Origin of the sequence: Hyphobacterium sp. CCMP332 (assembly GCA_014323545.1) — a bacterium.
Lineage (GTDB): Bacteria > Bacteroidota > Bacteroidia > Cytophagales > CCMP332 > CCMP332.
This window is the reverse complement of record CP058647.1, coordinates 1838074-1852187: the sequence shown is the minus strand read 5'-3', so window position 1 is coordinate 1852187 and position 14114 is coordinate 1838074. Positions and strand designations below refer to the sequence as shown.

General features: G+C 34.9%; 14 protein-coding genes. 8 read left to right on the top strand and 6 right to left on the bottom strand.

Translation table 11 applies throughout. The annotated features are described in order from the left end of the window. The first annotated feature begins 215 nt into the window (after positions 1–215). The gene (locus tag HZR84_08170; GenBank protein QNL23220.1) at positions 216–1481 is read left to right on the top strand and encodes a M28 family peptidase; all 1266 of its coding nucleotides are present in this window, start codon (positions 216–218) and stop codon (positions 1479–1481) included. Here the strand turns inward: HZR84_08170 and HZR84_08165 are convergent. Together HZR84_08165 and HZR84_08160 are read right to left on the bottom strand one after the other, a co-directional pair. Further along, positions 1461–2225, bottom strand: coding sequence for an NRDE family protein (locus HZR84_08165; protein ID QNL21913.1), 765 nt, complete (start codon positions 2223–2225; stop codon positions 1461–1463). The two genes, HZR84_08170 and HZR84_08165, sit on opposite strands and share 21 nt — an antisense overlap. 5 nt (positions 2226–2230) lie before the next feature. Then, positions 2231–3313, bottom strand: coding sequence for a ribonuclease D (locus tag HZR84_08160; protein ID QNL21912.1), 1083 nt, complete (start codon positions 3311–3313; stop codon positions 2231–2233). A 72-nt stretch (positions 3314–3385) separates the two neighbouring features. On the opposite strand from HZR84_08160, the gene yaaA reads away from it, so the two are divergent. Continuing rightward, the gene (yaaA, locus tag HZR84_08155) at positions 3386–4153 is read left to right on the top strand and encodes a peroxide stress protein YaaA (GenBank protein ID QNL21911.1); all 768 of its coding nucleotides are present in this window, start codon (positions 3386–3388) and stop codon (positions 4151–4153) included. 4 nt (positions 4154–4157) lie between these two features. Beyond that, positions 4158–5150 carry a lipoate--protein ligase gene (locus HZR84_08150; protein ID QNL21910.1) on the top strand — a complete coding sequence of 331 codons (993 nt, stop codon included), beginning with the start codon at positions 4158–4160 and terminating at the stop codon, positions 5148–5150. Here HZR84_08150 and HZR84_08145 read toward each other — a convergent pair. After that, positions 5147–5746, bottom strand: coding sequence for a hypothetical protein (locus HZR84_08145; GenBank protein QNL21909.1), 600 nt, complete (start codon positions 5744–5746; stop codon positions 5147–5149). The two genes, HZR84_08150 and HZR84_08145, sit on opposite strands and share 4 nt — an antisense overlap. A gap of 106 nt (positions 5747–5852) precedes the next feature. Here HZR84_08145 and HZR84_08140 point away from each other — a divergent pair, with 106 nt between their 5' ends. Then, on the top strand, positions 5853–7244 hold the full coding sequence (locus tag HZR84_08140; protein ID QNL21908.1) for a sodium-dependent transporter: 1392 nt from the start codon (positions 5853–5855) through the stop codon (positions 7242–7244). A gap of 22 nt (positions 7245–7266) precedes the next feature. On the opposite strand, the gene HZR84_08135 is transcribed toward HZR84_08140, so the two are convergent. Next, on the bottom strand, positions 7267–7812 hold the full coding sequence (locus HZR84_08135; GenBank protein QNL21907.1) for an outer membrane beta-barrel protein: 546 nt from the start codon (positions 7810–7812) through the stop codon (positions 7267–7269). A gap of 144 nt (positions 7813–7956) precedes the next feature. On the opposite strand from HZR84_08135, the gene HZR84_08130 reads away from it, so the two are divergent. Then, positions 7957–8571 (top strand): DUF3575 domain-containing protein, encoded by a 615-nt coding sequence (locus HZR84_08130; GenBank protein ID QNL21906.1) that lies wholly within the window; start codon positions 7957–7959, stop codon positions 8569–8571. Between the two features lie 76 nt (positions 8572–8647). Here the strand turns inward: HZR84_08130 and HZR84_08125 are convergent, their stop codons facing one another. After that, complete coding sequence (locus HZR84_08125; GenBank protein ID QNL21905.1) at positions 8648–9949, bottom strand: T9SS type A sorting domain-containing protein; 1302 nt, start codon at positions 9947–9949, stop codon at positions 8648–8650. Between the two features lie 444 nt (positions 9950–10393). On the opposite strand from HZR84_08125, the gene HZR84_08120 reads away from it, so the two are divergent. Next, positions 10394–11098 carry a 3'-5' exonuclease gene (locus tag HZR84_08120; GenBank protein QNL21904.1) on the top strand — a complete coding sequence of 235 codons (705 nt, stop codon included), beginning with the start codon at positions 10394–10396 and terminating at the stop codon, positions 11096–11098. Here HZR84_08120 and HZR84_08115 read toward each other — a convergent pair. Further along, complete coding sequence (locus HZR84_08115) at positions 11095–11445, bottom strand: YraN family protein (protein ID QNL21903.1); 351 nt, start codon at positions 11443–11445, stop codon at positions 11095–11097. The genes HZR84_08120 and HZR84_08115 overlap by 4 nt on opposite strands. Positions 11446–11488: 43 nt before the next feature. Here HZR84_08115 and pgi point away from each other — a divergent pair, with 43 nt between their 5' ends. After that, the gene (gene pgi / locus HZR84_08110) at positions 11489–13141 is read left to right on the top strand and encodes a glucose-6-phosphate isomerase (protein ID QNL21902.1); all 1653 of its coding nucleotides are present in this window, start codon (positions 11489–11491) and stop codon (positions 13139–13141) included. After that, positions 13134–14114, top strand: coding sequence for a class I mannose-6-phosphate isomerase (locus HZR84_08105; protein ID QNL21901.1), 981 nt, complete (start codon positions 13134–13136; stop codon positions 14112–14114). The genes pgi and HZR84_08105 overlap by 8 nt, the downstream gene beginning before the upstream one ends.

Sequence of the window (14114 nt, the reverse complement as noted above, 5' to 3'; positions counted from 1 at the left end):
TTAAAGTAATTGCTTCCGATGAATTAAAAGGCAGAAATACAGGGTCCAGAGGACAACAATTAGCCGCGGAGTATATTACAAATCATTTTAGCGATCTGGGCTTGTCAAAAATTGTTGAAAGTCCCATCGGAAAAAGTTACTATCAAAATATTGATCTTCAAAAAGCTCGGTTAAATGATGTTCAAATATCATTTGATGATTTTAAATGCAATTTCATGAATAATTTTTACTGTTATTCTATCTACAGGGATAGCACAATCAATCTGGAAACCGAATTTATTGGATATGGAATCGAGAGTGAGAAAATCGCTGAACATTCAAATAAAAACCTTGATGGCAAGGTAGCAATAGCGCTTTGGGGCGAACCTCAATTTGATGACAGCACTTACTTTCTTTCAGGAAATGAAACTCCAAGCATTTGGAGCGGTAGGTACGGCTGGTTGAAAAAGGCAAGATTGGCAAAAAAGCTTGGTGCCGTTGAAATTATATTTCTATTACCCGATTCTTTATTTGCCGATTATCTTGTGGAAAAAAGAAATTATATATTTTCCGAAAAATTGCTTTTGCCCGAAAACAGAGATCTCAATATGAGTTCAAGATACGGTGGAATATTCATGCCCGAGTCTTTATTTGAGAACATCAGCACTTCAAAAAACGAAGACCTCAACAATTACAAAAACAAAATTTTATCGAATGAAATCCTTACAATTGAAACCGGTAAGCATGTGAAAATAAAGACCCAATATGAATTGGAAGATGTTATCGCTTCAAATGTCCTGGGTTTTTTAAAAGGTTCGGATTCTGCTGCGGGAACCGTGGTTTTAACTGCGCATTATGATCATATCGGCTACGATGAAGAAGGAATATTCAATGGTGCAGACGATGACGGCTCTGGAACTGTTACATTGATGGAAATAGCCGAATCCTTTGCACTTGCAAGAGACAATGGAATTTTGCCAAAAAAGAATGTCCTTTTTATGGCCGTCACAGGAGAGGAAAAAGGACTACTTGGTTCAAAATATTTTACTGACTATGATCCTGTAATTCCTTTAAAAGATATTATTTGCAATGTCAATATTGATATGGTCGGTCGTATTGATGATGACCACAAAGACAATGAGAATTATATTTATACCATTGGTTCGGGTCGATTGTCATCACAATTAAAAAAACTTCATGAGCGTGTTAATAAAAAAACAGAAAAGCTCGACTTGGATTTTGAATACGATAGACTGGATGACCCCAATAATTTCTATAAAAGATCAGATCATTACAATTTTGCTAAAAATAATATCCCAGTTATTTTTTATTTCAATGGCTCACACGATGACTATCATCAAAGAAGCGATACTGTTGAAAAAATTCGATTCGATGTCATGGAAAAACGAGCGCGTTTGATTTATTACACCAGCTGGGAAATCGCAAATATTGATGGGCGTTTTGAGCTGGATCAAAACGAATCAGAGGAAGAAACTGAATGATGTATCAATAAACTTATCGGTATCATTTTCATAGCTTCTTTCGGTGAATTCTATATTCCCAATTTCAGAAATACTAATGATAGTCGAACATCTGGTTCCATAACCTTCCATTTTAATAAAAGGAGAAGATAGTTTTTTCTCCAAATCTATATCGACACCGGTATCCGGTAATTTTTCAGTCGGTGCCTCCTTGGTATCATTTAATATACTAAATATTTTCTCGCTGGAAGTCTCATTGTAATCAGCCTTTACTTCAATTTCAAATCTTTCTTTTGTATTTTCCACTTTAGGCCATGGCGTATTCAAAAAGGCATTGCTTAGGCCGTGAATTCCAAATTTAATTTCAGCTAATTCTGCGCTGACATTCGAAAAGTATAATATTTTGTTTCGCGGGTTACCAAAGATCAAATTGTAACCATTGTAATGTTCTGAATTCTTCTTGAGATTATTTGAAAATGCATCTATAGCATTTGGGTTTTTAAAAAATTCAGTGATCAATTCCCCCCTCGATTTCTCTGCTTCCTTAAAATATTTTGGATGACGATAATTCGTTAAGACGGCAATATTCCCATATTGATCAAGACCTAACCAGGTGCCACCTGCTTTCAGGTCGCGGCCGGCAATTAAACCGGGAATATCATCCCAAAATTCCGCTTTTTTTGTCTCTCTGTTATAAAATTCATCCCTGTTCCCTGCTAAAAGGAATGAACCGTTTTCCCGATATGAAAATACAACCAGACACATAAATATCAGTTCAATTTTAATCCAATATCGTCCGCTTTTTCCAAAATTATTCGTTTTGCATAAGATTTGATGTTCACAACAGAGCCTTCTTTTAAAATATCATTGATAAGTGTTTGGCTTAGTATAAGTTTGGTGCATTGCTCCCCGTATTCTTCTTTAATCTTTTCCCGGATATTTTTTAAAGCTTTTTCCAGTTCAACGTTTTTATACCAGTGCTTATTTTCATTTCGAGGCATGGAATTATGCTTTTGTTCTATTTCAGAAAGATACTCTTTATATGCATTTTTATTTTTGAACTGTGGGTTCATGCCTTTCAAATCGAGCCATTCTTTTGAATCGGAGATTTTCGACTTACTGTATTTCACGAGGAGATCATTCGATAATACCTGAAAGGGCGGTTTATTCATTGATTCTGCCCATTTTTCTCTTAAAAAATAAAAGTTGCGAAGTCTGTTTTTCTGCTCCGAATCCAATTTATTGCTTTCCTTATATCTTAAATAAGGTAGCGGGTTATCCTTTTCTTCCAACGCTTCAAGTATTTTCCCTTCTTCTTTAATCCAGGTTTCCCGTTTCGCTCGTTTTACACTCAATTCCAATTCTTTTTTTAAGGGTAAAAGTAATTTGACATCTTCAAGTGCATATTGCAGTTGCTCAGAACTTAAGGGTCGTTTTCTCCAATTTGTTCTTTGAACTTTTTTATTGAGTTCGACCTGAAAATATTCTATTAATAAATTGCTCAAGCCAGTCTTGGAATGGTTTAATATCATTGCCGCTTTTTCGGTATCCCAGATATTCTTTGGTTTGCAGTCGTTTCTCTTTAAAAGTAAAATGTCTTCGGATGCATTATGAATTACCTTTTGAATATTGGGGTTTTCAAAAACCTGCCATAAAGGACTTAAATCATCAATCTCAAAGGGATCAATTAGTAATACTTCATCCGATGTCGCAATTTGAATTAGACATAATACAAAGCCATAGCCGTATGAATTTCTGTCAAATTCAAGGTCAAGCCCTAACTCGGAAGTTTTTGATAATTTCGGGAGTACATTGATTAATGATTCTTTTGAATCAATATATTGATAAGGCAAATCAAATTTTAATTAAGACTGTTAATTTAGCAAAGAATTGTACAAGCAAAACAAATTATAATATTAGCAAAAATGATTAGCGTTATTTCTCCGGCAAAAACCCTGGATTTTGAAAGCCAGACAAGTACTAAGGAATATACCAAGCCTGATTTCGTAGATGAGTCAGGTAAAATAATGGCCCGATTGAAAAAAACTTCAAAGAAGAAAATCGGACTTTTGATGGACATCAGCAAAAGTCTTGTTGAATTAAACTACGAACGCTATCAGGACTGGGAGCCTGAATTTGACACGGGTACTTCTAAACAAGCTTTAATGGCCTTTAAAGGTGATGTATATCTTGGCTTGGAAGCGGAAACTTTGAATCCCGAAGATTTGAGCTTTGCTCAAAATCATTTGAGAATTTTATCGGGTCTTCACGGATTACTTAAACCACTTGATTTAATCAGACCGTATCGACTGGAAATGGGTACAGATCTGAAAGTTGGTCGTAGAAATAATTTATATGAGTTCTGGAAAGACAAACTTTATAAAAAACTCAATGAGGCCATAGAAAATAGTGGCTCTTTGGAATTGTTAAATATTGCATCCAATGAATATTTTAATGCTGTAGACAGCAAGAAGATAAAGGCAAAAATCGTAAAAGCAGACTTTAAGGATTTTAAAAATGGAGAGTATAAGGTTTTAAGTTTCTTCGCAAAGAAAACCAGAGGCCAAATGGCCAGATATATCATAGATAATAAAATAAATACCATCGAAGATATCAAAAGCTTTGATAGAGATGGTTATTATTATTCTGAAAAAGAAAGCTCTGAAAATAAAATAGTGTTTTTAAGAGATTGATGGCTTGAAAGGCGATTTTCTAATTATTTATCAAGACAAAATCTTTGATCCCACTTTCAATCTGGCTACAGAGGAGTTTTTACTTGAGAATCAAAAAAAAGATTTCAAAAAGAATTTAATCTTTGTTTACAGAAATAAACCTTCGATTGTTTGTGGTAAAAATCAAAGCATTTGGGCTGAAGCCAATCTTAGATTTTGCAGAGAAAATGATATTTCAATAAATAAACGTGTTTCCGGTGGTGGTACTGTCTATCACGATCTCGGCAATATAAACTTCTCATATTTCACTCCACGAAAATCTGAATGGGTTTCAAACTTTGGCGTTTTCAATAAACCAATAATAGAATTTCTCAATGCCCTAAAGATTAAAGCGCACAGCAATGATCGCAACGATATTTTAATCGACAACTTAAAAATTTCCGGTAATGCCCAGCACCTTTCCGGTGATCAAATGATAAGCCACGCTACTTTGCTGTTTAATGCTGATTTACAAAAAGTGAGTGTAGCCTTAAATCACCCTTGGAACAAAGTGAGTTCATCTGCTATTCAATCTAAAAAGGTGCCGGTAACAAATATCAACCAACATGGATTGGATATTTCAGTGGATGAATTTATCCTTTTCTTTTTAGATCATTTGAAGTCGCATTTCAAGGCCCAGATGATCTTTGGTTTTGATAAGAAATCAATTTCAGAAATTAATAAAAAAGTAAAGTCTAAATATGACCAAGAAGATTGGGTCTTTGGAAACTCTCCAAAAACAAGCATAGACCTTTCCATTTCATTTGAAAACAAACCCTTTCTCGTGCATTTTGATTTGGAAAAGGGGAAAGTCAATAAAATCAATGTAGCTCCAGAAAATTCCCAACTTACTGAGATGTTCAATACGCTTTTACTCGACGAATATTTCAAGCACGATTCTCTGTTTCAAAAGATTGAAAAACAAAATAGCCATATAAAGGAAAAACTGCTGGATTTGCTTATGGAGCTTAAGCTCTAATGATAGCTTAAAGCGGATAAAAGCTCATCAAATGAATCCGCTTCTTTATAGTTTCTATCTGAATAGACATTGGCCAAAAGCTTTATATAATCAGGCTTATCGTTAATAAACAAGCATTCCAAATGTATATTTCCAAATTTTTGTTCTAGTGGTAAATCGTAATTACTGAATTTTGGCTTGAGGTAATAGGTAATCTTTGTTTTTAGATTATCGTTTTCCTCGAAGATATCTCTTGAACTGTGGTTTTGATAATAACCCAGCTCTAACAATTGATCCTTTAAAACTTCAAGTACAAACCTGGTGTTTTTGGAATCCAAAAAATTCTCACACAATACATAAAATCCATTGCTTTGCAGTGATTCATAGATCGAGTAGCGTTCATTCTGTTCGCTAAGACCGGCTTTTTTGTGCTTAATTCCGCTGTAAATTTTGTTGATCTGCGCTATTGTGCTTTCCTTTTTTAACCATAATTTGTATTCATTTTGCTCTTGTTCACCAAGGGAATACATTTCCTGAACCAGGAATTTTTTACCGTTGTATTCAGGATTGGTTTTTTTGTTAAATACCTGATTATAAATTTTATTGAAAAAGCTCATACCTTATTAACTGGAAGTATACATCTAAGTTCTGAATTAATTTACAATTGTCATTTTCTTGAATTTGTTTTCATTTTTCTAAATTTCCGCATTAAAAAAAATTAGTATGGCAGCTAGAGGAGGATTTAGTTCAAAAATTGGATTTATTGCAGCGGCTGCAGGATCTGCGGTAGGGCTCGGCAATATATGGAAATTCCCTTACGAAGCGGGTGAAAATGGGGGTGCGGCATTTTTGTTTGTCTACCTGGCCTGTATGCTGGTCATTGGATTTCCAATAATGGTCGGTGAAATAGCAATTGGTCGTGCTGCTCAGAAAGATCCATACGGTAGCTATAGACAACTCGGCAACCGAAAGTGGGGCATTGTTGGCCTGTTCGGAATTATAAGTGGTGTCATGATTCTGTCATTTTACAATGTGGTAGCAGGTTGGGCCTTTGGGTATTTCTATCAAATTATTTTCGGCAACCTCCTTGAAGTTGAAAATTTTGGGTCTTATTTCGGTGCATATGTATCTGATGTAAGCGACAACATGATTTACTCTTTTGTATTTATGATATTTACTGCAATTGTGGTAATACAGGGAGTGCAAAAAGGCATTGAAAAAGCTTCACAGATACTAATGCCCATTCTTTTAATATTGCTGGCCACTTTGATCATATATTCACTCACCTTGCCTGGTGCTTTACAAGGAGCAAAGTTTTATCTGGTTCCCAATTTCTCCGATATTAGTTTGCGAACAATATATACAGCTATGGGGCAATCCTTCTTTTCCCTCTCGCTGGGAATGGGAGCATTAATTACTTATGGATCCTATATCAGTAAAAAGGAAAATATTATCTCTTCAGCCATTACGGTTACCTTGGTAGATGGCTTGGTGGCTTTCATGGCTGGATTGCTCATTTTTCCTTTGGTATTTTCACAGGGCCAGGCTCCGAGTGCGGGTCCAGGTTTGGTATTTGTGGCATTGCCCGGAATTTTTCAGGAAATGGGGCCAATTATGGGAAGATTAATTGGCGGTGGATTTTTTCTTCTTCTATGTTTTGCGGCTTTAACCTCTACCATTTCTCTCTTGGAAGTTCCCGTAGCCTTTATTGTAGATGAAAAAAACTGGCCACGTAAAAAGGTTGTATTTGGATTGGCTTTTTTGATTTTTCTGATTGGAATACCCAGTATGCTTTCTGTTGGCGCAGTAAATGGCCTCACCAATTTTATGCATTACGAGGGTTCAAATAAATCTTTTCTTGATTTGATCGAGGATATTTTTAGCAATATAGGTCTTCCTTTAGGAGGATTTATGCTTTCTCTTTTTGTTGCCTTTAAATGGAAGACGAAAAGTCTTTCTGAAGAAATTGCGCAAGGCAATCCGGGCTATGAAGGATCACTTATTCAGAAATTAGTGAATTTTTCAATTACCGTAATTTGCCCGATAATTTTAGGAACAATTTTTCTGATAACCATGCTTACCAAATTCCTCGGGCTTGATTTAGCTTTTGTTTAAGACAAAACAAGAGCGGTTTTATTTAGAAAATGCGATATACTACACCTAAATTAATAATGAGCTGCTCGAGCGGAGTGTTATATACCATTTGTGCATTTCCCTGAATTTCATCAGTGACGGGAAGATTGGCACCAATTCCAAAATTTAGTCCTACTTCAGAATCAGAACTGGAACTAACCTGATTTACACCAAAAATGCTGACATTGCTTTCCGCTCTTGCACTTGCAATTGATATTCCTGCAATGCCGTAAAACTCTACCGGTGAATCCATGAGATAATATCGCCCGTCAATATTCAAAGTATTCAAACGCAATGAAAAGCGGTTGGGCAATGTTCCTACATTTGACTCAAAGAAGTATGTAAAACTCGGGGATGCAGAAATATTGTCTACAATGAAATATTCGCCACCAATATTAATTCCCAGACCCAGAGCCTTTCCTCCATTGTTATCCAGGCCGGCTTCTGTGCCTATGGCTAATCCAGCACTTACTCGCATTTCTCCTGCGCTTTGTGCTAATACTGCATTGGACATAAAAAAGAAAATTAAAGCTGATAGTAATAGTTTCATGATGAGTATTTGATTATCTAATAAATCAATACTATAATGATAAGTATTTTGTTTTGAGCTTCAAATTATTCAGAATATAATACTCAAGTCATTTATATATACATTAATAATTATATATTTAGGTATTGATCTACTAAAAAAACTATGAAAAGAATTATTCTAATTTCCGTGCTACCTGTTCTTCTATTGTTTTTAACTACCAACAATTCAAAGGCACAGGTAAAAGATAATGTCGTGAAACTTAACTTGTTTGGCTTAATTGTCGGACAGTATCAAATGTCATATGAACGTGCTTTAAATGAAAATTTATCTGTACAACTTGCAGCCGGGCTTATTTCCAGAGAATGGGATTTGAGTTTCGGAACTGCCACTAACACTCAAAAAGATAATGGGTTTATCATTATCCCGGAAGTGAGGTATTATTTTTCCGAAGCACCTAAAGGCGTTTATGGAGGTGCATTTATTCGATACAGATCCGTAACGAATTCTGTAGAATACACAACACTTGACCAAAACTTAAACACTATTAATGCCAAAGCAGAGTTAAGCAGAAATGCAATTGGTGGTGGTCTTTTAATCGGTTATCAGGTTTTAATATCCGATGCGGTTGCAATTGATATTCAACTGGGCCCTCAATATAAATCTGTTTCCACTGATTTCACTCCGGATGCTAATGATCCGAACACATCTATATCTTTTGAAGGGGAAGATTCCGGTGTTGGAGTTCGTTTCGCGGTAAACTTTGGAATAGCTTTCTAGAAAAATACATATCACAAAAAAAGCCTTGTCATAATCTGACAAGGCTTTTTTTATGTCTTTCTAATAAATGACTTAATTAATTTTTAATGAATTTACCTTTTTGAACACCTTCATCAGAGCTCAGTTGATATAAGTAAATTCCCGATTGATAATTTGCTATTTGTATCTGTGAATAGCTATTGTGAAGTTCTTCTATTAATATTTGCTTTCCCTGTGCATCGGTTATTTCCAATACCATATTTGATTTCACAATAGGTGTGTAAATATTGATTAGATCACTTGCCGGATTTGGATAAATTCGAATCTCCGATTTTGCATTTTTATCCGCAATAGAAGAAATAGTTTGTTGACTATAAAAATAAATCGTGGACTCATGCAAATTCCAACCATTATCAAATGAAGAATATGTGTCTCCAACCGGAAGATTTACAATCTCATTTTGAGTCATTTGATAAAATGGACTTTCCAGATTAGGATATAACGCATTGGAAAACAAAGCATTCAAATCGTATGCAAATTCCTCTCTGCTGTCATACACGTAATTAAGACCATCAAAATATGCAAAAATCTGGCGGCTGGGGTTACCATTCTGATCATGCTCAATTTCAATTTTACCATCAAGAATATCGGATCCCCCGAACATGTCTTTGTAATAACCAAGAATAGAATCCACTAAGTTTGTACTTCCATAATGGTATTGATTATAGAAATTGTTAGTCCAGTTCTGCCCGTCGTGAAATTCAAAAATCGTTTTTTCTAAATTCCCATTTAAAGCATAAATATAGCTTGTCCTATAATCCGGTACCCAGATATTGTTCCAGTAAAAATCCGTTTCCTTGTCAATTTGTCCATTACCAGTATAATCAAAAGCGCGTTTTGAATATTTAATCCATGTACTTCCACCTTGATCGGCATATTCATAAATTAAAGAATCCATTGATCCATTTGAATTAAAATAATATAAACTTCTGTCTGTAACCTGATAGGATATTCCATTGTACTCGTACTGGGTTGTGATAATCTCCTGGTCATTGTTTAAATAAGTAAAAGTAAGCCTATAAAAAGCAAATCCAGGTATTAGATTATCATCTGATAATTGAATTTCATCAGGTTTGTGATCAAAACTATAATTGATTCTTGCCAGTAGGCTACCTTCAATATTTCCCACACTATCGTAAATATAAATTCTTGCAGAATCCATACGATGCGCCATGAATGCCATTCTCTTTAAAATTACATTTTTAGATGACACCGGTTTAATTGAAGTCTTTGTCTTAAAACCCGAAATCCTTTCGGTTTTTTGACCTCTTATAAATTGGGAATTTACATTTAATGCAAATGCCAATATAAGGATTAATGAAAGTGTAAATGTTCTCATATTAATAAAATGAAATGCAAAATTATATACAAAAAAATTATTTTTATTAATAGCCACATGGCTATTAAAACAATATTTTTTACGGTTAAAAAAATAATTTAAGCGGTATTTAAAAATTTTAAAATATGACTAACTTGCGTTTTTCGAATCTGAATTTCACACACATTGAATTCTAATTCAAAGCATTTCCAGTTCAAAATAGCTTCCTACTTTGATTTTAGATTGGCTTCAATAAAAACACCATAATTTCAACACCCTTGTATAAAATTTTAAGGTCACCCCTGAGCAGATCAATAAGAGCAAATGTGTTTTAGTTAATTGGACAGTATGAATAGTTTACCCTTAGCAAATTGTAATTGCTCTTTACAAAATAATTGCAGCTTTTCATACAAAATGGCTTGAGATTATTTCATTAACTATTTCTTAGAATTTACATTTACACTTATGGAACAATTGCTCTTTCTCGACATAGAAACGGTTTCTGAATACAAAAACTTTGAAGATTTACCGGAGCGAATAAAACCGCTTTGGAACAAAAAGGCCCAGATATTAAGCAAAGGTGAAATTGCCGGAGAAGATCTCTATGAAGAAAAAGCGGGCATTTATTCTGAATTTGGAAAAATAGTAGTCATAGGACTTGGATTCCTAACCGGTGACTTAAATAAAAATCCAGGATTGCGCGTAAAGGCACTTGCATCGCACAGCGAGGAAGATATTCTAAAACAATTTTCCGACATTCTCGATCGCATGGATTCGAAAAATACAATCCTCGTGGCCCATAATGGAAAAGAATTTGATTTTCCCTATTTAAGCAGAAGAATGCTCGTTAAAAATATCCCACTGCCGGAAGCGTTGAACATTTCAGGTAAAAAACCTTGGGAAATTCAACATCTGGACACCATGGAAATGTGGAAATTTGGAGACTGGAAAAGCTATACTTCTTTGGATTTATTGGCAGCTATTTTTGATATCCCTTCGAGTAAATCAGATATTGATGGAAGCATGGTATCCGGTATTTATTACGGAGAAAAAGATCTGGAAAAAATTTCCAAATATTGTATCAAAGACGTTGTGGTGTGTGCACAGGTCTTTATGAAATTGCGAGGTTTAAATTTGATAGAAGAAAATAATATCCAGGTTGTAGATTAAAATGCATCCTTAAAATGCTCTATTTTTTGGGAGCTTCCCTTGTCTATAATTGAAATAATATCAAAGCGAATAGGCTTATCCAAAGGTTTACCATCCAAATATTCTTCTGCGGCCAAATGAATCATTTCCGCTTTTTTTGAATCTACAAACGCTTCAGGATAGCCATAATATTTACTTTTTCTTGTTTTTACCTCAACAAATACTATAAATTCTTCTTTTTCTGCGATAATATCTATTTCACTTCTTTTAAATCTATATTTTTGCTCCAAAATTTTGTATCCTCCGGCATTTAAATACTGAACTGCTAAATCCTCGCCCCTGTCACCAATTTTTTTTGTAGTAGTCATTAGATTACAAATGCTTAAATAAAAAATTCAAAATTGAATATTTATGCTCAACAACATTAATCCTGTAAAAACCAAAGCATGGGAGAAATTACAAACTCATTTTGAGACAGTTAAATCTCAACATATGCGACAAATGTTCGAAAATGATCCTCAAAGGTTTTCAAAGTTTTCTATTTTAAATGACGATATCCTTCTGGATTATTCCAAGAACAGAATAAATGAGCAAAGCGTTGAGCTTCTCATTGAATTCGCAAGGGAATGCAAACTCGATTCGGCGATTGAGGCAATGTTTACGGGGGAGAAAATTAATGAAACTGAAGGACGTGCTGTTTTGCATACCGCTTTGAGGAATTTTACCGATAAGGAATTAATACATGATGGTGTAAACATTTTAAATCTTATTCGAAAAGAGCAGGACAAAATGAAGTCCTTCACACAAAAATTGCATTCGGGTGAATGGAAAGGTCATAGTGGAAAGAAAATTACCCAAATTGTCAATATCGGGATAGGGGGCTCCGATCTGGGTCCGGTGATGGTTACTGAAGCTTTAAAACCTTATTGGATTGAAGGTATTGAAACTTATTATGTCAGCAATGTTGATGGTGCTCATATTTTTGAAACACTCAAAAAACTGGATCATGAGCGCTGTTTGTTTATGATCGCCTCTAAAACTTTTACTACTCAAGAAACCATGACCAACGCCGATACGGCTAAAAAATGGTTGATTGAAAAATACAAGGGTGTAGACTCTGTAGTTAAAAGTCATTTTGTGGCCTTATCAACCAATACAGAAGCGGTAAGGAGTTATGGTATAGACCCAAAAAATATGTTTGAATTTTGGGATTGGGTAGGCGGACGATTTTCGTTGTGGTCATCCATTGGCCTTTCAATAGCCTGTACCATTGGTTATGACAACTACGAATCTTTGCTCCGTGGCGCTGAAAAGATGGATAAACATTTCCGCAATTCTGATTTTAAGAATAACATGCCCGTATTGCTTGCATTATTGGGAATTTGGTATAATAATTTCTTCAAGTGTGAAACGCATTCGATTCTTTGCTACGATCAATATTTGCATCGTTTTGCAGCTTATCTTCAGCAGGGAGATATGGAAAGCAATGGAAAAAGCGTTGATCGAAATGGCAAAAGCATTGATTACCAAACCGGCTCCATTATTTGGGGTGAACCCGGAACTAACGGTCAACATGCTTTTTATCAATTAATTCATCAGGGAACAAAACTCATACCATCAGATTTTATCGCAGCATCAATTCCACATCATCATCTACAAGATCATCACAATAAACTATTGGCTAATTTTTTTGCGCAAACTGAAGCTTTGATGAAGGGAAAATCAGAGAATGAAGTCTTTGAGGAAATTAAAGATCTGGCTCCTGAAAAAAGAGATAAAATTTTACCCTATAAGGTGTTTCAAGGAAATATTCCAAGCAATTCAATTCTTATCAAAAAGTTAAGTCCTGAGATTATGGGAAGCCTAGTGGCACTTTATGAGCATAAAATATTTGTGCAAGGAATTTTATTTAACGTTTACTCATTTGATCAATGGGGCGTACAACTGGGTAAGCAGGTCGCTCAGGGTATATTACCGGAATTGGAAAATGATTTGCCAATTAATAGTCACTTATCTTCCACAAACGGACTGATAAATACCTTTAAGAAATTTCGAAATGGCTAAACTATATCCTTTAAAATTTTACCCTCAATTTGTCGAAAAAATTTGGGGCGGCCGAATGATGCAAAAATATTTAGGGAAACCCCTTCCCGAAAATGGAAGCTTCGGTGAATCCTGGGAGATTTCTGAGGTAGAAGGGTTTATTTCTGTTGTAAGCAATGGAGAACTCAAAAATAAAACTCTTTCAGAATGCATCGATATATTTAAAGAAGAGCTTCTCGGAACTGTAGTGGTTTCTAAATACCATTATAAATTTCCTCTCTTGATAAAATTTTTAGATGCACAAAAAGATCTTTCCATTCAAGTGCATCCCAACGATAAGCTTGCCGTGCAAAAAGGCCTCAAAAATGGCAAAAATGAAATGTGGTATATATTGAATGCCCGAAAAAATGCCACTTTGTATAAGGGTTTTATAAATGATACCGACAAACAGACATTTCTCGAATCTGTTGAGAAAACTTCGATCACAAATCTTTTAAAAACTGTTGAAGTTGAAAAAGACGACGTGCTTCATGTGCCTGCAGGTATTATTCACAATATAGGTAAAGGAATTTTGCTCGCAGAGATTCAACAAAATTCTGATGCTACATATCGGATATATGACTTTGACAGAAAAGGTCCGGATGGGGAAAAAAGAGATTTACATATTGAAGACGCCTGCGAAGCCTTAACCTTCCGGGCAGTTGAGCGAACGAAGAAAAATATCATTAAAGAAATAAATAAGGAAGTTATACTTGTTGAATCAGAACACTTTAAAACAAGCAGGTTTACGATCAAGGGAGAACAAAAATTTTCATACGCTGATAAAAACAGTTTTAAAGTTCTTATTTGCATTGAAGGCAAAGGTAAAATTAAGGGTGAATTTGAATCTGTTGATGTTAAAATAGGTGATACATTTTTGATTCCTGCCTCATTAGAAAACTTTGTCCTGGAAACCGACTCCGGAGTTGAACTGTTGCTAAGTCAAATCCCATAA

Coding starts and splice junctions, on each gene's coding strand:
- HZR84_08170 (QNL23220.1), top strand. CDS start 216: ATGAATAATTTTTACTGTTATTCTATCTACAGGGATAGCACAATCAAT.
- HZR84_08165 (QNL21913.1), bottom strand. CDS start 2,225: ATGTGTCTGGTTGTATTTTCATATCGGGAAAACGGTTCATTCCTTTTA.
- yaaA (QNL21911.1), top strand. CDS start 3,386: ATGATTAGCGTTATTTCTCCGGCAAAAACCCTGGATTTTGAAAGCCAG.
- HZR84_08145 (QNL21909.1), bottom strand. CDS start 5,746: ATGAGCTTTTTCAATAAAATTTATAATCAGGTATTTAACAAAAAAACC.
- HZR84_08140 (QNL21908.1), top strand. CDS start 5,853: ATGGCAGCTAGAGGAGGATTTAGTTCAAAAATTGGATTTATTGCAGCG.
- HZR84_08135 (QNL21907.1), bottom strand. CDS start 7,812: ATGAAACTATTACTATCAGCTTTAATTTTCTTTTTTATGTCCAATGCA.
- HZR84_08130 (QNL21906.1), top strand. CDS start 7,957: ATGAAAAGAATTATTCTAATTTCCGTGCTACCTGTTCTTCTATTGTTT.
- HZR84_08125 (QNL21905.1), bottom strand. CDS start 9,949: ATGAGAACATTTACACTTTCATTAATCCTTATATTGGCATTTGCATTA.
- HZR84_08120 (QNL21904.1), top strand. CDS start 10,394: ATGGAACAATTGCTCTTTCTCGACATAGAAACGGTTTCTGAATACAAA.
- HZR84_08115 (QNL21903.1), bottom strand. CDS start 11,445: ATGACTACTACAAAAAAAATTGGTGACAGGGGCGAGGATTTAGCAGTT.
- pgi (QNL21902.1), top strand. CDS start 11,489: ATGCTCAACAACATTAATCCTGTAAAAACCAAAGCATGGGAGAAATTA.
- HZR84_08105 (QNL21901.1), top strand. CDS start 13,134: ATGGCTAAACTATATCCTTTAAAATTTTACCCTCAATTTGTCGAAAAA.